Origin of the sequence: Bacteroides sp. Ga6A2, assembly GCF_000702225.1 — a bacterium.
GTDB lineage: Bacteria > Bacteroidota > Bacteroidia > Bacteroidales > Bacteroidaceae > Ga6A1.
Map to the genome: position 1 here is coordinate 14,347 of NZ_JNKX01000033.1, position 21,550 is coordinate 35,896.

The 21,550-nt window shown below is 45.5% G+C and carries 20 protein-coding genes and 1 tRNA gene; 14 read left to right on the forward strand and 7 right to left on the reverse strand.

The annotated features are described in order from the left end of the window. Window positions 1-13: 13 nt before the first annotated feature. Entirely contained in the window at window positions 14-1,204 is a 1,191-nt protein-coding gene (locus T538_RS18625) for a threonine/serine exporter family protein (protein WP_197025771.1), read from the forward strand. A 24-nt stretch (window positions 1,205-1,228) separates the two neighbouring features. After that, window positions 1,229-2,263 carry a type I asparaginase gene (locus T538_RS0109370; RefSeq protein ID WP_369794988.1) on the forward strand — a complete coding sequence of 345 codons (1,035 nt, stop codon included), beginning with the start codon at window positions 1,229-1,231 and terminating at the stop codon, window positions 2,261-2,263. Here T538_RS0109370 and T538_RS0109375 read toward each other — a convergent pair whose 3' ends face one another. From T538_RS0109375 to T538_RS0109385, 3 genes are read right to left on the reverse strand one after another with little or no spacing between them, the layout of a single operon-like run. Continuing rightward, a complete protein-coding gene (locus T538_RS0109375; protein ID WP_031533512.1) occupies window positions 2,264-2,956 on the reverse strand; it encodes a 4'-phosphopantetheinyl transferase family protein in 693 nt (230 codons plus the stop codon). It abuts the gene before it with no gap. Then, window positions 2,956-4,317, reverse strand: coding sequence for a gliding motility-associated protein GldE (gldE, locus tag T538_RS0109380; RefSeq protein ID WP_031533513.1), 1,362 nt, complete (start codon window positions 4,315-4,317; stop codon window positions 2,956-2,958). The genes T538_RS0109375 and gldE overlap by 1 nt, the downstream gene beginning before the upstream one ends. Before the next feature lie 23 nt (window positions 4,318-4,340). Then, window positions 4,341-4,772, reverse strand: a complete 432-nt coding sequence (locus T538_RS0109385; protein ID WP_031533514.1) for a single-stranded DNA-binding protein — start codon at window positions 4,770-4,772, stop codon at window positions 4,341-4,343. Between the two features lie 184 nt (window positions 4,773-4,956). Between T538_RS0109385 and T538_RS0109390 the strand changes: the two genes are divergently transcribed. The 6 genes from T538_RS0109390 (at window position 4,957) to T538_RS0109415 (ending at window position 11,909) form a co-directional block, all read left to right on the forward strand. Further along, window positions 4,957-5,226, forward strand: coding sequence for an HU family DNA-binding protein (locus tag T538_RS0109390; RefSeq protein WP_031533516.1), 270 nt, complete (start codon window positions 4,957-4,959; stop codon window positions 5,224-5,226). A 269-nt stretch (window positions 5,227-5,495) separates the two neighbouring features. Beyond that, window positions 5,496-7,070 carry an Rne/Rng family ribonuclease gene (locus T538_RS0109395; RefSeq protein ID WP_031533517.1) on the forward strand — a complete coding sequence of 525 codons (1,575 nt, stop codon included), beginning with the start codon at window positions 5,496-5,498 and terminating at the stop codon, window positions 7,068-7,070. Window positions 7,071-7,266: 196 nt separating this feature from the next. Next, a complete protein-coding gene (locus tag T538_RS0109400) occupies window positions 7,267-9,318 on the forward strand; it encodes a M3 family metallopeptidase (protein ID WP_031533518.1) in 2,052 nt (683 codons plus the stop codon). 3 nt (window positions 9,319-9,321) lie between these two features. Beyond that, window positions 9,322-9,753, forward strand: coding sequence for a deoxycytidylate deaminase (locus T538_RS0109405; protein ID WP_031533520.1), 432 nt, complete (start codon window positions 9,322-9,324; stop codon window positions 9,751-9,753). Between the two features lie 27 nt (window positions 9,754-9,780). Next, window positions 9,781-11,376 carry a S41 family peptidase gene (locus tag T538_RS0109410; RefSeq protein WP_051655999.1) on the forward strand — a complete coding sequence of 532 codons (1,596 nt, stop codon included), beginning with the start codon at window positions 9,781-9,783 and terminating at the stop codon, window positions 11,374-11,376. Continuing rightward, the gene (locus tag T538_RS0109415; RefSeq protein WP_031533522.1) at window positions 11,373-11,909 is read left to right on the forward strand and encodes a 5-formyltetrahydrofolate cyclo-ligase; all 537 of its coding nucleotides are present in this window, start codon (window positions 11,373-11,375) and stop codon (window positions 11,907-11,909) included. The genes T538_RS0109410 and T538_RS0109415 overlap by 4 nt, the downstream gene beginning before the upstream one ends. Here T538_RS0109415 and T538_RS0109420 read toward each other — a convergent pair. Both T538_RS0109420 and T538_RS0109425 read right to left on the reverse strand, forming a co-directional pair. Then, complete coding sequence (locus tag T538_RS0109420; RefSeq protein WP_031533523.1) at window positions 11,893-12,186, reverse strand: DciA family protein; 294 nt, start codon at window positions 12,184-12,186, stop codon at window positions 11,893-11,895. The two genes, T538_RS0109415 and T538_RS0109420, sit on opposite strands and share 17 nt — an antisense overlap. Then, complete coding sequence (locus T538_RS0109425; protein ID WP_031533525.1) at window positions 12,179-13,285, reverse strand: DNA replication/repair protein RecF; 1,107 nt, start codon at window positions 13,283-13,285, stop codon at window positions 12,179-12,181. The genes T538_RS0109420 and T538_RS0109425 overlap by 8 nt, the downstream gene beginning before the upstream one ends. Window positions 13,286-13,435: 150 nt before the next feature. On the opposite strand from T538_RS0109425, the gene T538_RS0109430 reads away from it, so the two are divergent. The 6 genes from T538_RS0109430 to T538_RS0109460 all read left to right on the forward strand — a co-directional run bounded on the left by T538_RS0109430 (window position 13,436) and on the right by T538_RS0109460 (window position 18,474). After that, complete coding sequence (locus T538_RS0109430; protein ID WP_031533526.1) at window positions 13,436-14,146, forward strand: tetratricopeptide repeat protein; 711 nt, start codon at window positions 13,436-13,438, stop codon at window positions 14,144-14,146. Window positions 14,147-14,231: 85 nt separating this feature from the next. Then, on the forward strand, window positions 14,232-14,708 hold the full coding sequence (ribH, locus tag T538_RS0109435; protein WP_031533528.1) for a 6,7-dimethyl-8-ribityllumazine synthase: 477 nt from the start codon (window positions 14,232-14,234) through the stop codon (window positions 14,706-14,708). 96 nt (window positions 14,709-14,804) lie between these two features. Then, window positions 14,805-14,887 (forward strand) — tRNA-Tyr (locus tag T538_RS0109440). 127 nt (window positions 14,888-15,014) lie between these two features. After that, window positions 15,015-15,503 (forward strand): hypothetical protein, encoded by a 489-nt coding sequence (locus T538_RS0109445; RefSeq protein WP_155993094.1) that lies wholly within the window; start codon window positions 15,015-15,017, stop codon window positions 15,501-15,503. A 633-nt stretch (window positions 15,504-16,136) separates the two neighbouring features. Beyond that, on the forward strand, window positions 16,137-16,445 hold the full coding sequence (locus T538_RS0109455) for a hypothetical protein (protein WP_031533531.1): 309 nt from the start codon (window positions 16,137-16,139) through the stop codon (window positions 16,443-16,445). A 4-nt stretch (window positions 16,446-16,449) separates the two neighbouring features. Further along, on the forward strand, window positions 16,450-18,474 hold the full coding sequence (locus tag T538_RS0109460) for a YgiQ family radical SAM protein (protein ID WP_051656000.1): 2,025 nt from the start codon (window positions 16,450-16,452) through the stop codon (window positions 18,472-18,474). 42 nt (window positions 18,475-18,516) lie between these two features. Here T538_RS0109460 and T538_RS0109465 read toward each other — a convergent pair whose 3' ends face one another. Both T538_RS0109465 and T538_RS0109470 read right to left on the reverse strand, forming a co-directional pair. Next, window positions 18,517-20,241, reverse strand: coding sequence for a C10 family peptidase (locus T538_RS0109465; protein ID WP_031541090.1), 1,725 nt, complete (start codon window positions 20,239-20,241; stop codon window positions 18,517-18,519). 24 nt (window positions 20,242-20,265) lie between these two features. Further along, window positions 20,266-21,549, reverse strand: coding sequence for a replication-associated recombination protein A (locus T538_RS0109470; RefSeq protein ID WP_031533535.1), 1,284 nt, complete (start codon window positions 21,547-21,549; stop codon window positions 20,266-20,268). Window position 21,550: the final 1 nt, after the last annotated feature.

The window sequence follows — 21,550 nt, forward strand, 5'->3', positions numbered from 1 at the left end:
AGACATAGCCAGTATGGCTGGTCATATAATGCTTGAGAACGGAGCTGAGATTTCGCGTGTTGAGGAGATTATGGAAAGGATTGCATCGAGTTTCGGTGCAGATTCACGAAAATTCTTTGTGCTCAGCAACGGAATTTTCACCACCGGAAAAGGCTATGCCAATGTTGAATTCATACCGATTCACGGTTCGCAACTCGACAAGGTTATCGAGATAAACCAAATGTCGAGAGACATTGAAGCCGGAATGTACACAATCGAGGAAGCCTACGAAAAACTCAAACAGATAAAGGGCATTCCGCCCCACCCCGTATGGGAGCAACTTTTGGGTTCGGCACTCGGTTCGGCAGCTTTCTGCGCCATATTTGGCGGCGGACTGGCAGATTGTGCTCTTTCGCTCGTGTCGGGAGTGCTTCTGTGGATTTTCGTGCTATATGTAAGTATGCCGTGCTTCTCTAAAGTCACGGGCAACATTGTTGGTGGCATCTTGGTCACGATTTTCAGCATAGTGTGCTATAACTTCGGAATCGGACACCTCGACAACATCCTTATCGGAGCAATAATTCCGCTGATTCCGGGAGTTGCCTTCACTAATGGAATTCGCGACCTCGGAGCCGAAGACTACATTGCCGGCGCAACGCGAATGCTCGACGCGTTGATGGTTTTTCTCTGCATCGCAGTCGGAGTGTGTATCACCTTCTTGATTGACAGCCATATAGAAGGCTATATGATTCAACTTAAAGGCACTCTTATTGACCCAATCACGGCAACGTGGCCAATACAGATTCTATCGGCATTCGTAGGCACGGCAGCATTCGGCGTTCTGTATGGCGTTCCACGCAAATATTACGTTCCGTGCGCCGTATGTGGAACAGCCGGCTGGATTGTCTATCTGGCTATGCTAAGATATGCCAGCACAAGCACGGTAGAATCGGCTCTGTTTGCCACTATGACGGTGGTTATATCAGCCTATTTCTATGCCTTCAGGCTGGGCTGCCCAGTCATCGTTTTCCTCATCTGCGGAATATTTCCGCTCGTACCGGGAGCCGGCATTTTCTGGACAAGTTACAACATAGTGAGCGACCACCTTACCGCTGCTCTCGCAAGCGGATTCGAGGCCGTAAAACTCACATTCTCAATCGTCTTCGGAATAATAATAATTACGGAGATGCGACGGCAAATCTTCAAACGTAAAAAGACAAAATAACACAAAAACAGGAAAACTATGCTTATCACAACACATACACCATCGGTCTTGCTGATTTATACAGGCGGAACTATTGGAATGATTGAGAATCCCGAAACTGGGGCTCTCGAAAGTTTCAAATTCGATTATCTTGCCGAGCAGGTTCCTGAGCTGAAGCGATTTAACTATCGAATCGTAACATATCAGTTCGACCCGCCAATCGACTCATCGGACATGGAGCCGCAGATTTGGTCGAAAATCGTGCAGATAATCACCTACAATTACAATTTGTACGACGGCTTCGTGATTCTTCACGGAACGGACACGATGGCTTACACGGCATCTGCCCTCAGTTTCATGCTCGAGAATCTGTCAAAACCAGTTATCCTTACAGGAAGTCAGCTTCCAATCGGACAACTCAGAACCGATGGAAAGGAAAATCTGATAACGAGCATCGAGATTGCCGTGGCAAAACATCCCGACGGCACGCCGATGGTTCCTGAAGTGTGCATCTACTTCGACAACAAACTGATGCGCGGCAACCGAACGACGAAGATAAATGCCGAGAATTTCTCTGCCTTCTGCTCATATAACTATCCGGTTATTGCAACCGCAGGAATCCACATTAACTACAACGAATCGCTGATAAGAAAGCCGAGCGACAAGCCTCTCAACCCACATTACGTCTATGATTCAAACGTAATTGTGCTTACGCTTTTCCCGGGAATTCAAGAAAACATCATCAGACAAGTTGTTACGAGCAATACGGTTCATGCCATCGTTCTGCGCTCATTCGGCTCGGGCAATGCTCCGCAAAAAGAATGGCTTGTTAATTGCCTGAAATATGCCGTGGACAACGGAATCGTCGTGGTAAACATCAGCCAATGCCTTGCAGGAAACGTTGAGATGGACCGTTATCAGACTGGTGTCCAACTGCTTGAGGCCGGCGTTGTGAGTGGCCACGACTGCACACTCGAGGCTACAATTACAAAACTGATGTTCTTACTCGGTCATGGCATGTCGCCAGCCGAAGTAAGAGAAAAAATGACGCAATCAATCTGCGGCGAGATAACCGAATAATCAAGGCACAGCCAAGGTTATAACGTACTCATCAGCAAAGTGATAATAGACTTTCAGAGTGTCGGCAAAAGTCGCGTTTACAGATTGTTTCATAATCATGAAACCATCAGTAAACGCTCCGTCTGACCGATGATAATCAATGACTTTCATCTGTTTCTTAAAATCAACGCCTTCCTTGTCGAGAAGTTTGTAGGCCGCCTCTTTGCCCGACCATACGGCAAGTGACGAATCTTCGAGAAGTTGCTGACTTTCAATCCATAAAGGCTCATCAGTCTCCATATAATGCGTGTGGATTCTAAAAGCCTGCGGCGACTTCTTTTCCAAATCCAAACCGATCGGATGCTCGTTGCACAACGCAACAGAAGCCCACCCTCTTGAATGAGAAATAGAAATATAAACATCTGATTGTCTGAATATTGGAGAACCGTTTTCTTTATACACAATCTCCTCGTCAAGACCACGGACAAGATACAGAAGAAACCGCACGCCAATCCATTCAAGTTTTCGGCTCGACGCCTTGAAGGTGTCAATCTTAGCCTGATAACGAGCCTTGTTTGGCAGACAGTCGAGCATCATGTCGAGCGGTTCGCTCAACTTCATAGCATAAATCCTAACCGCACCGCAATGGGCAGCAAGAAAATGCTTGCCTTCAACAAAGCGACTGCGTTCAACTTTCCATTCCGAAAAATCCATCAAGCCTTTGCCTCCTCTTTCGATTTAGGTTTGTCGCCTTCGGCAGCCGATTTTATTGTCACCTTCACCTTCAGAATACGACGGTCGTTCATTTCAAGAATCTCAAAATCGAAATTTTTGTACGGGATGACTTCGTGAACCTTCGGGAATTCTCCCTTCAACTCCAGAAGCAAACCGGCAAGCGTATCGGCATCGCCTTCGGCATCTTCGAAAATATCATCTTCGAGTTTCAGTATTCGGTAAAAATCAGAAAGCATAACCTTTGCCTCAAAGATGTAAACATTCTCTTTTATTTTTACGAACAGAGCATTTTCCTCGTCGTACTCATCATTTATCTCGCCAACAATCTCTTCGATTATATCCTCCATCGTAACAATTCCGCTTGTTCCGCCAAACTCGTCAACCACGATGGCTATATGTACCTTGTTTGCCTGAAAATCGCGAAGCAAATCGTCGATTTTCTTTGTATCAGGCACGAAGAACGGCGGACGGATTAGCGACTGCCATCTGAAGTTGTTCGGCTTACCAAGATGCGGAAGCAAATCCTTGATGTATAGCACACCTTTTATATTATCCTTGTTGCCAAGATAGACAGGAATGCGCGAATAATTGTTCTCGACGATGCACTTTAAAACTTCGTTGAACGGCGTACTCATCTCAAGGTCAACCACATCGAGGCGCGATGTGAGCACCTCCTTCACCGTTTCGTCGCCAAATCTGATGATGCCCTTCAGCATATTTCGTTCCTCGGCAATCTCCTTTTTATCAGTCAGTTCGAGTGCCTGATCAAGTTCCTCCACACTTATTGAATGAGACTCTTTCGAAGCCACCTTCTCGGCAATGAACGAAGAATGAACTAAAAGCGATGAAAACGGATAGAAAATGGTACGCAACAACGAGATTGCAGGCGCGGCTATCCGGCAGAACGAAAGTGTGTGCTGAGCCGAATAGATCTTTGGCATTATCTCGCCAAAAAGAAGCAGCAAGAACGTGAGAATAACCGTTGTGAACACAAACTCGGCAACCTCAGAGCCTACGCCAAAATGCAGAACGCACGAGATAATGTAGTTGCACAGCATGATAATCAGCACATTAACAAAATTGTTTGCAATAAGAATGGTAGCAAGCAATCGCTCAGAATCTGAGCGCAGCGTGATTATCCTTTTGTCGGTAGAACTGTCACCTTCTTCTATTTTATTAAGGTCTGTCGGGGCTAAAGAGAAGAAAGCTATTTCAGATGCGCTGACAAATCCCGACATAAACAGCAGCATCAAAGTTATAATCATAGCAATGACTACTCCCACAGAAGGAGTAGTCAGGCTTATGTTACTAAAAATCTGTAAATAAGATTCGGAGTCCAATTAAAATCAATTTAGTTCAACAATCAAAACGGCGTCTGTTCATCGTTAGATGTCTGCACCTCTGGCTGAGCCACAGGCTGCTGTACCGCCGCAGGAGCAACAACCGTCTGTTCCGGACGTCGTCCTCCTCCCAACAATTCCATATTGTCGGCAATAATCTCTATAACACGTTTCTGCACACCATTTCTATCGTCGTAAGTGCGCGATTTAATCTTGCCCTCGATATAAACCCTGTCGCCTTTGTGCAGATACTGCTCGGCGATTTTTGCCAGACCTTTCCACAGCACGACGTTGTGCCATTCTGTCTGTTCCGGAACTTCTGTACCATTGGCAAGTCGGTAGCCCTTTTCGGTCGTAGCCACCGTAAATGTTGCAACCGGCACGTCCTGCATTACATATCTTACTTCAGGATCGCGTCCCAAGTTGCCAATAAGCATGACCTTGTTTAATGACATAAATACTTTAATTTAAGTTTATCAATTATTATATAGCAGCGCAAATATAATGTATTTTGACAAGAAAAACAACTACAATGCTAATATTTAGCCATTTAATCAACTTTTTTATGATTTTATTTTCGTGGTTTGACGAAAAGCACTATATTTGCACTCCGAAAAGTAATAATAGTATAATTTAGATATGACTAAAGCAGATATCGTAAGCGAAATTTCAAAGAAGACAGGTATCGATAAAACAACCGTTCTAACTTCTGTTGAAGCCTTTATGGATGTGGTTAAGGAATCACTTAACAATAAGGAAAATGTTTACCTTCGCGGATTCGGCAGTTTTGTCGTTAAGACTCGCAAGGCTAAGATTGCCCGCAACATCTCAAAGGGTACAGCCATCACCGTTGCAGAGCACGATGTGGCATCATTCAAGCCATCTAAGGCATTTACTCTTGATAAGTAATTGTCTATAGAATAAGAGAATTAGTTAACAAAATTATTAATCATTTAAATTTCTAAGCAATGCCAAGCGGAAAAAAGAAAAAAAGACACAAGATGTCTACTCACAAGCGTAAAAAAAGACTAAGAAAGAACAGACATAAGAGCAAGTAAAAAAGCTAAAGTCTGTCAGACTTTATAAAAGAACAAACTTGTAAGCCCTGAAACTTATAGGTTTGTTCTTTATTTATAAGTCGACAAGTAGTTTTGAGTACTAACCAAACAGTTCGTAGAATGAAAAGCGAAGTTTTTGTTGATGTTCGCCCCAAAGACATATCAATAGCACTACTCGAAGACAAGTGCTTGGTTGAGTTCCAGAAGGAAGGCCGCGCAGCCTCTTTTTCTGTGGGCAACATTTATCTGGCAAAGATACGCAAGCTGATGCCGGGACTGAACGCATGTTTCGTCGATGTCGGCTTTGAACGCGATGCATTCCTACACTATCTTGACCTTGGTCCTCAATTCAACTCTCACGCCAAATATTTGAAGCAGGTTTTAAGCGACCGCAAAAAACTCTACCCTATTTCAAAGGCCACTGTGCTGCCCGATATAGACAAGGGAGGCAGCGTGCAGAACACTTTGCAGCAAGGACAGGAGGTTCTTGTTCAGATTGTTAAGGAGCCTATATCTACCAAAGGTCCGCGACTAACATGCGAAATATCATTCGCAGGACGCTACCTTGTACTGATTCCTTTCAACGACAAGGTTTCGGTATCATCAAAGATAAAATCTGGCGAGGAAAGAGCCCGTCTTAAGCAACTTATACACAGCGTAAAGCCAAAAAACTTTGGCGTTATCGTACGCACCGTTGCCGAAGGCAAGAGAGCCGCCGAACTGGATGCCGAACTTAAAATGCTGCTCAAACATTGGGAAGACGCACTTGCAAAGTGTATGAGCGCCCAGAAAACGCCTATGCTTGTGCACGAAGAGACAAGCCGTACGGTGGCTTTACTGCGCGATCTTTTCAACCCTTCATACGAGAACATCTATGTAAACGATGAGAAAGTGTTCCACGAAGTGAAGGATTATGTGTCGATAATCGCACCAGAAAAGACCGACATAGTAAAACTCTACACGGGGCAATTACCTATCTTCGACAACTTCGCCATCACAAAGCAAATAAAGTCATCCTTTGGCAAGACAATCAGCTACAAGCACGGTGCATACCTTATTATAGAGCACACAGAGGCTCTGCATGTGGTTGATGTGAACAGCGGAAACCGTTCGAAATCGGAAAACGGACAGGAAGCCAATGCCCTTGACGTAAACCTTGGTGCTGCCGATGAGCTTGCACGACAGTTAAGACTGAGAGATATGGGTGGAATCATCGTTGTAGATTTCATCGATATGACTCAAGCCGAGAATAGACAGAAACTTTATGAGCGCATGTGTCAGAACATGCAGAAAGACCGCGCGCGCCATAACATTCTGCCTCTTAGCAAGTTCGGTCTGATGCAGATAACCCGTCAGAGAGTACGCCCTGCAATGGATGTAACGGTAGATGAGACATGTCCTACCTGCAACGGAAAGGGCACGATTAAGTCGTCTATCCTGTTCACCGACATGATTGAGAGTAAAATTGACTATCTGGTTCACAAGTTGGGAATCAAGAAGTTTAAGTTGTACGTACATCCTTACATTGCTGCCTACATAAATCAAGGCTTCATCTCGCTCAAGAGAAAATGGCAATTCAAGTACGGCTTTGGCTTCAAGGTAATTCCTTCACAGGAATTGGCATTCTTACAGTACGAATTCATCGACGAAAAGGGCGAGGAACTCGACATGAGAGAAGAATCGGAAATCATGTAAAGAAATTACGCACAAAAAAGTATTAAGGAGGCTGTCTGCAATCATGTCGACAGCCTCTTTCTTTTTCTCAAAACAGAAATCGGCAACAAAATACCTGCTAACATTTTTATATCTAACAGCATAAAAAGTTAATAAAAATGTTTTTCAACTACTTTTTTTTTTGCAAATTTGCAAATCAAATTCAATAGACTAAAAAATGAATCAAGAAAACAGAGAGACACAAAATCCGTTTCTGCAAGAATGGACTACTCCGCACGGAACAATCCCGTTCGACAAGATACATGTTGATGACTTTGAGCCTGCACTGAAAATAGCACTCGACAAAGCCAATGATGAAATAGAACGCATCACATCAAACCCAGAAGCACCGACTTTCGAGAACACCATCGAGGCTCTCGCTAAGCCAAACGAACTTCTGGACAACGTGTGCAACACTCTGTTTAACTTGATGAGTGCCGAGACAAACGACCAAATTGACGAGGTGGCAGAGAACGTTTCGCTGAAACTAACCGAGCACAGCACCGAGGTTATGTTCAACAAAAAACTCTTTGCACGAGTAAAGGCTATTTACGAGCAGAAGCCAGCCCTCAATGCCGAGGAATCAATGCTTCTGAACAAGACATACAACAGTTTTGTACGAAGCGGCGCAAACCTAAGCGACGAAGACCAACAAAAAATGAAGGCTCTCGAGGCAGAAAAGTCTCAACTAACAATAAAGTTCTCGCAGAACAATCTGAAAGAGAACGCAAAATTCATTCTTCACATCACAGACGAAGACGATTTGGCAGGGCTTCCCGAAAGTTCGGTAGAGGCGGCAAAGCAGGCTGCCGAAGAGCGCAGTCTGGACGGCTGGGTATTCACGCTCGAAGCACCAAGTTACAGTCCGTTCCTGACATACGCAGACAAGCGCGAACTGCGCGAGAAAATCTATCGTGCCTATAACACAAAATGCTTCCACGACGATGAATTCGACAACAAGGAAATTGTAAAGAGGCTCGTAAACATCCGTCGCGAGAAGGCTCAACTTTTGGGATTCAGCACATACGCCGAATACACTCTGAAAGAGCGCATGGCAGGCAATTCTGAAAACGTTTACAAGTTACTGAACCAACTTCTCGAGGCTTACAAACCAACTGCACACAAGGAGATTGAAGCCGTAAAAACCAAGGCTAAGGAACTTACCGGCTCGGACATCGAAATAATGCCGTGGGATTTTGCCTACTATTCAAACAAACTGAAGCAGGAACTACACAACCTCAACCCTGAGATGCTGCGCCCTTACTTCCAACTCGACAAGGTTAAGAAAGGTGTCTTCGGACTGGCAACAAAACTCTACGGAATAACATTCAAAGAAAACAAGGATATCCCCGTATATCACCAGGATGTAACGGCATACGAAGTGTTCGACAAAGACGGCTCTTTCCTTGCCGTTCTCTATACCGATTTCCATCCACGCAAGAGCAAGCGTTCGGGTGCATGGATGACATCATTCAAAGAGCAGTATATCGATGAAAACGGAGTTAACCACCGTCCGCATGTAAGCATTGTGATGAATCTGACAAAGCCGACGCCGTCAAAACCTGCCCTGCTTACGCTCGGCGAGATTGAGACGTTCCTTCACGAATTCGGACACGCGCTTCACGGCATGTTCGCCAATACGAAGTATGCCGAACTGAGCGGAACAAACGTATGGTGGGACTTCGTAGAATTGCCATCGCAGTTTATGGAGAACTATGCCGTTGAACCTGATTTCCTGAACACATTCGCATCGCACTTCGAAACAGGCGAGCCGATGCCTTCGGAATTGATTGACAGAATCATCGCAAGCCGAAACTTCAACTGCGCATACGCATGTCTCAGACAAGTGAGTTTCGGACTCCTCGACATGGCTTATTATACAAAGACCGAGGCTTTCGACGAGGACATCAAGACATTCGAGCAAAACGCATGGAAAGAGGCTCAGGTTTTGCCAGTCATCCCAGAAAGTTGCATGACCGTTCAGTTCGGGCACATCATGAGCGGCGGATATTCAGCCGGATATTACAGCTACAAATGGGCAGAGGTGCTTGATGCCGATGCCTTCTCGCTCTTTAAGCAAACAGGCATATTCAACACAGAAACAGCAGAGAAATTCCGCCGCGAGGTTCTTTCGAAAGGCGGAACAGAGCATCCGATGGAACTTTACAAGCGTTTCCGCGGACAAGAGCCAAGCATCGATGCCCTGCTGAAGCGTAACGCCATTATATAAACTATGAACAAAAAAGAAGAACTCGATTCGAGATACATGAGAATGGCTCGCATCTGGGCCGAGAACTCATATTGCAAACGCCGTCAGGTCGGAGCCTTGATGGTGAAGAACAACATGATAATTTCCGACGGATACAACGGCACTCCGTCGGGATTTCCGAATGTCTGCGAGGACGAGAACAACGTAACATTCCCCTACGTTCTGCATGCCGAGGCAAACGCCATAACCAAACTGGCACGCACGAGCAACAGTTGCAGCGAGGGAGCAACACTCTATGTAACGGCATCGCCCTGCATAGAATGTGCAAAACTGATTATTCAGGCTGGCATAAAAAGGGTTGTCTACGGCGAGAAATATCGTCTGAGCGACGGAATCGAACTTCTTGAGAGAGCAGGCATCGAGGTAGTTTTCCTCGATGTTCACGAAGAAAAATAAGAGTAAAAAGAGAAAAAGTTAAGCACTATGAGCAATAACCGTTCACCACGTTTCGTACCTCTGATAATAGCCGTGAGCATTGTTGTGGGCATCATCATCGGAATGTTCTACACCAACCACTTCACTGGCAACAGATTAGGTATAATAAACACATCTTCCAATAAACTAAACGACCTTCTGAGAATAATCGAAGACCAGTACGTTGATTCAGTAGATGAAGCCGAACTTGTTGAGAATTCGATGTCCGAGATTCTGTCGGAACTCGACCCTCACTCAGTCTACATCAGCGCAAAAGACGCGCAGGCTGCCGACGATGATTTGAAAGGCAGTTTCAGCGGAATCGGTATTCAGTTTACAATCCGCAAGGACACAATACATGTTAACAACGTGATTAAGGGAGGTCCTTCGGAGAAGATTGGAATCATGCCGGGCGACCGAATCATCTCAGTAGACGGAAAGCCTTTCGTTGGCAAAGAAGTCACGAACCAAGAGGCAATGCGCCGTCTGAAAGGTCCGAAGGACAGCAAGGTTAAATTGGGCATCAAGCGTCGCGGAGTTAACAAAACGCTCTACTTCACCATAATCCGTGGCGATATTCCTGTCAGAAGCGTTGATGCCTCTTACCTCATCACCCCAACCGTTGGCTATCTGAAGATTAACAAGTTTGCCGAGACAACTTATTCAGAAATGATGATTGCCCTCGCGCAACTCAGTCAACTTGGAATGAAGCAACTTATCATCGACCTTCGCGGAAATACAGGCGGAATAATGGACGCAGCCATAAACATGTCGAACGAATTCTTGCAGAAAAACCAGCTTATCGTTTACACGCAAGGCAGAAAGCATCCTCGCAAAGATTACCGAAGCGACGGAAAAGGCGCATACAGAAACATTCCGCTGTGCGTACTGATTGACGAAGGCAGCGCATCGGCAAGCGAGATTTTTGCCGGAGCAATGCAAGACAACGACCGCGCTGATATCATCGGCCGCCGCTCGTTTGGAAAAGGTCTGGTTCAACAGCCTATGGGCTTCCGCGACGGCTCAGTAATCCGTCTGACGATAGCAAGATATTACAGTCCTTCGGGCAGATGTATCCAAAAACCTTACGAAAAGGGACACGATGAAAACTACGAGATGGACTTGATTACCAGATACGAGCGAGGAGAATTCTTCTCACAAGACAGCATAAAGCAGAACGGTCCTAAGTTCAAGACACTGAAAGGACGCACGGTTTACGGCGGTGGTGGCATCATGCCAGATATCTTCGTGCCAGAAGACACAACATCTATAACATCATATTATAGAGAATCCGTAAACTCAGGTCTTGTGCTCGAATTTGCATATCAGTACACCGACGAGAACCGCGAAAAAATGCAGAAATACGGCACAAGCAGCGAACTCGCCAAGTATCTGAAAAATCAGGGATTGGTTAATCAGTTTGTAAACTATGCCGAGAAGAAAGGCTTGAAACGCAGAAATCTGATGATTCAGAAAAGTTACAACCTGTTCGAGAACACACTCATCGGAAGCGTAATCTACAATATGCTTGACATCGAAAGTTACATAGAGTTCAAGAACAAGCAAGACGCAACCGTAAAGAAAGCAATTTCGCAATTCGAATGAACAAAAAAGAAATAAGAAAACATATTGCCTCGGTCAAGAAGCAGTATACTCCACAGCAGTTGCTCCAATACTCTAACCAAGTGTTGGAGCAACTTGCAAGTAACCGTCACTTCAGCGATGCAAAGACAATTCTGCTATATCACTCGCTTCCCGACGAGGTGAACACGCACGATTTTGTAAAATTACTGGCAAAGAAGAAGACGGTTCTACTTCCTGTCGTGGTTGGCGATGTTCTCGAAATAAGAAGATACACCGGCGACAACGACCTGAAACTTGGCAGTTTCAACATTCTTGAACCCTGCGGAGAGCCGTTTACAAACCTTAAAGAAATTGATGTTGCCATTGTCCCCGGAGTTGGATTCGACCGAGAGAACAACAGACTTGGACGCGGGAAGGGATATTACGACAAACTTCTGTGCCAGATGCCCGATGTCTACCGAATTGGAATATGCTTTCCGTTTCAGTTTTTTGACAAACTGCCATACGAAGAGCACGACATCAAGATGCACGAAATCATCAGTGGAACATTATAGACGTAATAACCTGAGCGCCAACCTTTTCATTGAGTTGCTGCACAAGTCTGTCGCGACGCAGAAACAAGTCGTGCTTCAGAGCCGGCGACTTAATCTCGACATGCAAAGTCTGATTTTTGATGAACATATCGCCCGTGTAGCGCATAATGGCATTGCCTAAAACATCGCGCCATGCCGAGTTCATCAAATGAAACTCGTTTAGCGGAGATTCAAGTCCATTCTGGCGCAAGAAAAAATTCAGCACCTCGCCTATCGACTGTTCCTTTCGTCTAAACATGTCTTTCTTTTATTTCGCCTGCCGACACATCAAACAGTTTATACTCGCCATTCATGCTCGACAGAATGGCATCGAGATTATCCTTGTTTGTGTCGGTTATAAATGTCTGACCAAATTCATCGCTCGCCACAAGTTTTACAATCTGCTCTACCCTACGCGCATCGAGTTTGTCGAAAATATCATCGAGCAGCAGAATCGGAGTCGTCTTTCTACCTGTTCGGCGGAGAAAATCGAACTGCGCAAACTTCAGCGCAACGACAAATGTCTTGCACTGTCCTTGCGAGCCTTCCTTCTTTAGCGGAAATCCGCCGAGCGACATTATCAAATCGTCCTTGTGAACGCCGTGAAGCGAATATCCAACGATTCTGTCTTTGGCCCTGTCGCGCTGTATTACATCAAGCAGATTGCCTCTCTGTCCGTGCGAAACATATTCGAGTTCAACAGTCTCGTGCTCTGACGATATTAGTTGATAAAACTTCTGAAAAATAGGCATGAACGCCGAGATAAACTCGGTTCTCGCCCTGAAAATCTTGTCACCCTCGATAGCCATCTGTTCTTCCCACAACGAGACGAGTGTCCAGTCAGGCTCTTCTTCCATCTTCAGCAGAGTGTTTCGCTGCAAAAGGGCCTTGTTGTAGCGGATTAGCGCGTCGAGATATTCGCGGTCGTACTGCGATATTACGACATCCATAAACTTACGCCTAACCTCACTTCCGCCCGAGATAAGTTCAGCATCGTCGGGTGACACCATCACCAACGGAATAAGTCCGATATGCTCGCTCAACTTTTTGTAATCCTTCTTGTTACGTCTGAAACGCTTCTTCGTGCCGCGCTTCATTCCGCAGTATATATCCTCGGCATCATTTTGTTCAGAGACATACTGTCCCTGAATAACGAAGAAGTCATCACCGTGGCGGATTACCTGCGAATCTACAGAATTGTTTGCGCTCTTGCAGAATGAGAGGAAATACACCGCATCGAGTATGTTCGTCTTTCCCTCGCCGTTGCTGCCGATGAAACAATTCAGTTTGGGCGACAACGACAAACCTGCTTCCTGTATATTCTTGTAGTTTAAAATCGAAATATGGTTTAACTGCATATCATCATTTGTTCGGACTGCAAAAATAAACTTAATCTTCAAGAAAAAGTAAAAAAACTGCAAATAAATTTCATCAATCGGAATAAAAAAACTATTTTTGCACGCCGACATAGAGGCTAAAACTAAGAAAATAATAAAAAATAAAAAATAATGGCAGAAAATAACAATCTGAAAGAGACTGCTGCTAACGAGCAGCACAATGATGAGAGCAACGGATTTGCAGAAACCATCTCTAAGTCTGAGGCATTCATCAGTGACCACAAGAAGGGTCTGCTTATAGGAACAGGCGCTGTTCTTGCAGTGATTGCGGCCTTCTTCCTTAGCAAGGAATTTTATTTCGGTCCTCGCGAGATTAAGGCATCAACAGAGCTTGCAAAGCCACAGCAACTTTTTAACGAGGGCGATTTTGAGAAGGCTCTGAAGGGCGACAAAGGCACTCCGGGCTTCCTTTCAATCATCGACACATACGGCTGCACCGATGCTGCAAACCTTGCAAACGCTTACGCAGGCATCTGCTACGCACAGACAGGCAAGTACAAAGAGGCTGTAAAATATCTTGAGGACTTCGACGGAAAAGACCAGATGGTTGGTCCTTCAGCACTCGGAACACTGGGCAACTGCTACGCACAACTCAAAGAGTACGACAAGGCAGTAAGCACCCTCAAGAAGGCTGCAAGCAAGGCCGACAACAACTCTCTCAGCCCAATCTTCCTTGTTCAGGCAGGCGAGATTCTCGAAAGTCAGAACAACTACAAGGAGGCTCTTGAGTGCTACGAGCAGATCAAGACAAAGTATGTTCAGTCAATGCAGGCTCAGGATATCGACAAGTACATTGAGCGCGCAAAGGCAAATATTAAATAATATACCTTATATTATAAATACCAAAGGTGCGCTCTGACTATAGAACGCACCTTTTAATTTTTCAACCCACAAACAAAAAACTAATATGGCTACAAAATATCACAATCTGTCGGATTACGACTTCGATTCAGTTCCAAATGCCGAGGGCAAGAAGTTCGGCATCGTTGTTGCCGAGTGGAACAGCAACATAACATTTGCACTTGCCGAGGGAGCACGCAACACTCTCCTGAAGCATGGTGTTAAGGAAGACGACATTGAAATGAAGATGGTTCCGGGAAGTTTCGAACTTATCTACGGTGCTCAGAAGATGAGCAAGAGCGGAAAGTTCGACGCCGTTATCGCCATAGGCTGCGTTGTTAGAGGCGACACTCCGCACTTCGACTACATCTGCGCTGGCACAACTCAGGGATTGGCTCAACTCAATACCGAGGGCGAGATTCCTGTTATCTACGGACTTCTTACAACCAACAACATGGAGCAAGCCGAAGAACGCGCAGGTGGAAGACTTGGAAACAAGGGCGATGAATGCGCCGTTACTGCCATAAAAATGGTGAACTTTTAATTTGAAAAGCATTATTCTGAAAAATATACCAATATTTTCTTGGCTGTTTCAAAAATAAGTGCTATCTTTGCATCGCTTTTGAAAAATAAAGCGGCCGGGTAGGTAGGTAAGTGGTTAAAACGGGCAGACTGTAAATCTGTTGCTTCACGGCTTCGGCGGTTCGAATCCGTCCCTGCCCACAGAAAACATCAACAATAACTTTGTTGGTGTTTTTTATTTTTCAAAACAAGCAAATGAAAAAATATTTGTATATTTGCATATGCGCATTAAAACGAACTATTGTACAACTCTAAAAAGTTTAAGAAGATGAAAAAATACATTGCACTCCTTATATTCTGCCTATCGTCTACGTTTATTCAGGCTCAGGACATCTATGCCGAAGACCTTATTGCACTGATGGACAAATCGCTGAGACAGGCAACAAACTTCCTTAGTCCACGAGGTCTGCAATATCAGTTTCAGACCGAAGAGAATGGTCCGAAGCGAATTGTATGGGCAAAGAACGTTACAGTTTCCGAAGACAACAGCATGAAGGTTAACGATTCGCCATACGCAACCGTTACGATAGAATACGACCCGGTTCAGGGAAATCAAATTAACTACATGCACTCAAACAAGAAAGCATTCAAGCAGATTCTGAAATATTTTAAGGGACGCGGCTATGAGCCAGGCGAAGAACAGGAAAGAGCAGGCGGAATCCGAGTTGAATACGTAAACAACGAAGGCGACTTTGACGTTACATACAACGAGTGGGATGAATATGCATCGCTGACCATTGCACAACGGAAAAGATAAAATAATGTTATAAAACATACTCTTAAAGCACCATTTTCTTGATAATAATCAAAAAAACGGTGCTTTTTTATATATTTCTCGCTGTTTTATGTTGTAAAACATATTTTATTCATATCTTTGCAATGTCAAACAGAAAGACATTGAGTATTAACTAAAAAAAGAACCTTTATGAAGAAAATGAAATTTGTAGCAGCTAAGGTTAAGAAGATCATCAAAGAAGGTCTTAACGAGAACGGTAAGAACTACATGATGTATCCTTACAACTTCTAAGAGAAGTGGGCTGACAGAAGCAAAAAATGTATTAAGAAAGAAGAAGAGAAGAAAAAAGAGTTACAAACAATTTAAATTTTAAGAGATATGAATACAATGATTAAATTCGCAGTAAGATTTGCAAAGGAGTTTTTCAAGGGCTTGAACGCTAATGGTATGAACTTAATGAACAACCCTTATGCAATCTAAGAGAGCAGGACATCAGGTTGGTCAATGCACCAACGCAGTTGAAAACTAATGCGCCGTAATCACACAAAGAATGTTGATTACGGCTTTTTTGTACTCTTTTTACATATTTTCCACATAAAGTTCAAATTTATTGCTATCTTTGCTAAAACAAAATAACTATAACCATAATAAATTATGTACACAATACAAGCTAACGAATCAGGTACACGCTCAATCAACATTCTTGACGAGCACTTTAACACAATCCACAAATACTCACTGTTTCAGAACCTTATAGACAGTAATGGAATCGTTGACGAAGGGGTTCTTGACAAACTGAAAATGACAATACGCTCGATGATAGAGTCGCAGACAGAAGACAGAAAAGACCTGCTCGACCTCTGCTTCGACGTTATTTACAATAGCGATATGAAAGCCTTTGGACTGCACAACCTCATTTTGCTTTACATTGAGTGGTGCGGCAAGGCTACAGAACAAAATTAACTAAATGAAGGAGTTCAAATTATCAGACTGGCTTCCTACAACAAAAAAGGAATTAGATTTGAGGGGATGGGATGAGCTTGATGTCATCCTGTTCAGTGGAGATGCATACGTTGATCACCCGTCGTTCGGAGCGGCAGTAATTGGCAGAATAATCGAAGCCGAGGGGCTGAGAGTTGCCATTGTGCCGCAACCCAACTGGCAAGACGACCTGCGCGACTTTCGCAAGTTGGGCAGACCGCGTCTGTTCTTCGGCATCTCGCCGGGCTGCATGGACTCCATGGTTAATAAGTATACTGCAAACAAGCGTCTTCGCTCTGAAGATGCCTATACTCCTGATGGTCGGCACGACAAACGTCCGGAATATCCGAGCATCGTATATTCAAAGATTCTGAAGCAACTCTGGCCCGATGTCCCTGTTGTTTTGGGCGGAATAGAAGCATCCTTGCGCCGACTCACCCACTACGATTATTGGCAGAATTCGCTGCGCAGAAGCATTTTATGCGACAGCGGAGCCGATATGATTCTCTACGGAATGGGCGAAAAAAACACGGTGGCTCTATGCCGTGCTCTTCTCGACGGACTTCATTACGACGAAGAGAAGGTAACGACCGAACTTTTTAACGATATTCTTTTCAGACACCCTGTCAACCAGACCGTTATGTGGCTGAAAGAAGACCGTATTCCCGGTGGAATAAGGAGCGACGACCTAATTCTGCACTCGCATGCAGAGTGTCTGAAAAACAAGAAGTTCGAGGCCGAGAACTTCCGCCATATCGAGGAAGAAAGCAACAAGTATTCGGCTCAGCGAATACTTCAGGAAACCGACGGCAAATATGTCGTTGTAACTCCGCCATTCCAGCCAATGACGCAAGGCGAACTTGATGCCTGCTTTGACCTTCCGTACACTCGTCTGCCCCACCCTAAATACAAGGGAAAGCGCATTCCGGCGTACGACATGATTAAATTCTCGGTAAACCTTCACCGAGGCTGTTTCGGCGGATGCGCCTTCTGTACCATCTCGGCTCATCAGGGAAAATTCATTACGAGCCGAAGCAAGGAGAGCATCATGAAAGAGGTGAAAGCCATAACCGAGATGCCCGACTTCAAGGGAAATCTGTCAGATTTGGGCGGTCCGTCAGCAAATATGTACGGAATGCACGGCAAGAATCTCGACATCTGCCACAAGTGCAAGCGTCCGTCGTGCATCCACCCTTCGGTATGCAAGAATCTGAACACCGACCACAGTCAACTTCTCGACATTTACAAGTCTGTGGACAAGATTCCGGGCATAAAGAAGAGTTTCATTGGAAGCGGCGTGCGATACGACCTTCTGCTACACGATTCGGGCGACGAGAAAGTAAACAAAGTGAATCGCGAATATACTAAGGAACTGATAACAAAGCATGTAAGCGGACGTCTGAAAGTAGCACCGGAACACACTTCGGACAAGGTTCTGTACCTGATGCGCAAGCCTTCGTTCACGCAGTTCTACGAATTCAAGCACATCTTCGACCAAATAAACAAGGAGACGGGAATGCACCAACAGATTATTCCGTACTTCATAAGCAGTCACCCGGGTTGTACTGCCGAAGACATGGCAGAGTTGGCGGTTCTGACGAAAGACCTAGACTTCCATCTGGAACAGGTTCAAGACTTCACTCCTACCCCAATGACCGTGAGTACAGAGGCTTGGTACACCGGTTATCATCCGTACACGATGGAGGAGGTTTTCAGCGCGAAGAATCCGCAGGAGAAACTTGAGCAGAGGCAATTCTTCTTTTGGTACAAGCCTGAGGAGAGACGAAACATTGCAAACGCTCTCCGCCGAATGAACCGCAAAGACCTTCTGGACAAGCTCTATCATGATGTGCAACCGCAAGATTACAGGGATGATAGAAAGCGACGCGATGAGCCTCAGAAATCAAAGTCGAACAACAAAAAGGGAAAGAAGGAGCAAGACAAAAAGAAGTCGCACTTCGACTACCACAAGGATTTCGAAAAGAGGATTCACAAAAGCTATAAAAAGTAAAAAAACTCGCAACCAATTAAATGTCTGGTTGCGAGTTTTTTCTTACCACTTCAATTCTGTAGAATTCATGTAGTTTGGAGCGAGTTTTATACGTTCGCCGGCAAGTTCGAGAAAGACGGCAACGTTGTATTTCTGTCCGGGTTTTCCGCTCGTAAAATCGCCGCGAAGGACGAAATTCTTCTGCATTCCCTGCTCCATGCTGATTTTCAGCGGAACGGTGTAAGCAAGCGAGTTACCACCTTCGACAGGGAAAACAAAGGCGTAGATTTCGGCATCGGGCAAAGGCTTGTTCGCCTTCAGATTTACAACCACCTCAACTTTGTTTCCAACGCCTTTCACAGCCTTTATGCCGCTTGTGAGAACCACCCCGAAGCCTTCAGCCTTGATATTGAGACGCGGAGGCTGCAAACCACGCTGAAGCCTCATCTTCTTGGCAACGCTCGTTCCGTCGAGCATATAAGCTGGATAGACGAGGTACGAGCCACCCTCGGTTATATCCTCGCTCCTGAGTTTTATGCGACTGAAATAATGACGCGATTCGAGTTTGCTGAATTTCTGATATGGAATGAAAGTCTCAACCTTTGTAGCCTCGTTTACAACGATGCTGCCGAATGTTCCGCTCATGTCGAACATCGAATAGTTCTGGAATTTTCCCTTCAGTTCAAAAACATCAGAACCGCCTTCCTTTACAACACCTCCGGTGAGCGATTCGAAGCAACGCATCTCGCTTTTGTAGAACTTCGAAGCCCTTGGCTTTATGCCTGTAATGATATAGTGCAGACATCCCGTAAAAGTGAATTTCTCGGCCATTCCGGGTTTGAGAGCCGACATCAGATAATATCCGTTCTCATCGCCCTCCCACCCCATGTTATAGTGGAAATATCCGAGTTGGTTTATTCCGTCGCAGACAAAAGTGTGCGCACCGAGTTCCGTGCGGATGCTGTAAACCACGGGGCGACCGTTTGAAAGCTCGGCACAGATGATTTTCCGCCATTCATCGTCGGAATAGAAGACTCGTTCTTCATACATCATCGAAGGGTCGTAGCTGTATTTATCGCGCAAAGCCGAAACAACGTCAACCATCGGCGCACTCGTCTCCTCGCCGTAAGTAGCCTTGACACTGCGACCGCAATCGAGCATCAGTTTCGATACGGCATCGACATTCGCCTTCGGAGACTTTGAATTGTACGAGCCAAGCATACTCTGCCACGGATAGCCTGTTGCAGGATATTTGTAAAAGTTCATGACCTGAGCCATAGCCGTAGCAACGCAGCCTGTGGCACAACGTTTTCCGCCCTTTACTGGGCAAGCCGAATTATATGGTTCGTACTGTCCCCAAGCCGTTTTCAGGAGTGGTTTGATGGCAGTCTGAGGCTTCAGGGTCGAAGTCGTCTTAGATGCCAGTTCGGGATGTTCTATAGCGAAAGAAATCTGCCTTCCATAGTCGCTAATCATCGTCTTCATGCTTATCGGTAGCAAGTCCCAATCGAACTTTCCGCTTTCGCTGTACATCAGCACATCTTCGGTATTAGTATCGGCAGAGACCATGATATATCCGCCGTTGTTTGCCCTATTGAAGATGTAGACGAGCTTATGCTTGCTGTTCCGCCCGATGTGGGCAAGGGTTAGCGACGAACTTTTACCGGGTGCATACTTCTGCAAGAAAGCCACGGCAATCCTCTGTGCCTGAGCAGAATCGCGCTGACTGGCACGCGCGCCGACAGCAACAGTCAGCACGGCAAACAAGACAAGCAGTATTCGTTTCATAGTCATTATTATTTGTGTTGAAATTTACTTTTCGTAGCGGCTTCCCCAGCACTTCATCATCCGTTCGCGGTGCTTCTGCTCAGCCTGATTTTCCTGAGCGTGCCAGATTCTTACGTTCTGCAAATCGTCGGGCATAAACTGCTGCTGGACGAAATGTTCGGGATAGTCGTGGCTGTACTTATAACCGTCGCTGTAGCCCAAATCAGCCATCAGTTTTGTAGGAGCATTGCGCAGATGCAGCGGAACAGGCAGATTTCCTGTCTGCTTTACGAGTTGGAGCGCACTGTTTATGGCATTGTAGGCTGAATTGCTCTTAGGACTTGTGGCAAGATAGATTGTGGCTTCGGCAAGAGGAATGCGACCTTCGGGCCAACCAATTTTCATCACGGCATCGAAGGCGGCGTTTGCCAAAAGCATAGCATTCGGGTTGGCAAGACCGATGTCCTCGCTCGCACTTATGACCAACCGTCGGGCGATGAATGCAGGGTCTTCGCCGCCCTCAATCATGCGGGCAAGCCAGTAGATTGCGGCATCGGGGTCGCTTCCGCGGATACTTTTAATGAAGGCAGAGATGATGTCGTAGTGCATCTCACCATCCTTATCGTAAGCCAACGGATTCTGCTGAAGACGGTTCACAACCTTATCGTCGGTTATGACGATTTCCGAATCGTCTGACGCGCCTTCGGCCTCAACGACAAGTTCGAGAATATTGAGGAGTTTCCGTGCATCACCGCCAGAATACCGGAGCATTGCATCGGTTTCTTCGAGCCTGATATTCAGTTTATTCAGAATATCATCTTTCTTTATTGCCAGATGCAGAAGTTCGAGCAAATCGTCTTTTTCGAGGCTCTTCAGAACATAGAGTTGGCATCGCGACAGGAGCGGTCGGATTACCTCGAACGAAGGGTTCTCGGTTGTTGCGCCGATAAGGGTTACAACGCCCTGCTCCACCGCACCGAGAAGCGAATCTTGCTGCGACTTGCTGAAACGGTGAATCTCGTCAATGAAAAGAATCGGACTTGCCTGCGTGAAGAAGCGTCCGTTTCGGGCTTTCTCTATTACTTCGCGCACATCTTTTACGCCCGAAGTGACAGCACTCAGCGTGTAGAACGGCACCTCGAGTTTGTGGGCGATGATGTTGGCAAGCGTAGTCTTTCCCACTCCCGGAGGTCCCCAAAGGATGAACGACGAAATACGTCCGCCGTCAATCATCTTCCGGAGCACAGCACCCTCGCCAACAAGATGCTTCTGTCCTATGTAATCGTCGAGCGACTGAGGTCGCAAGCGTTCTGCTAATGGCTTCATAATA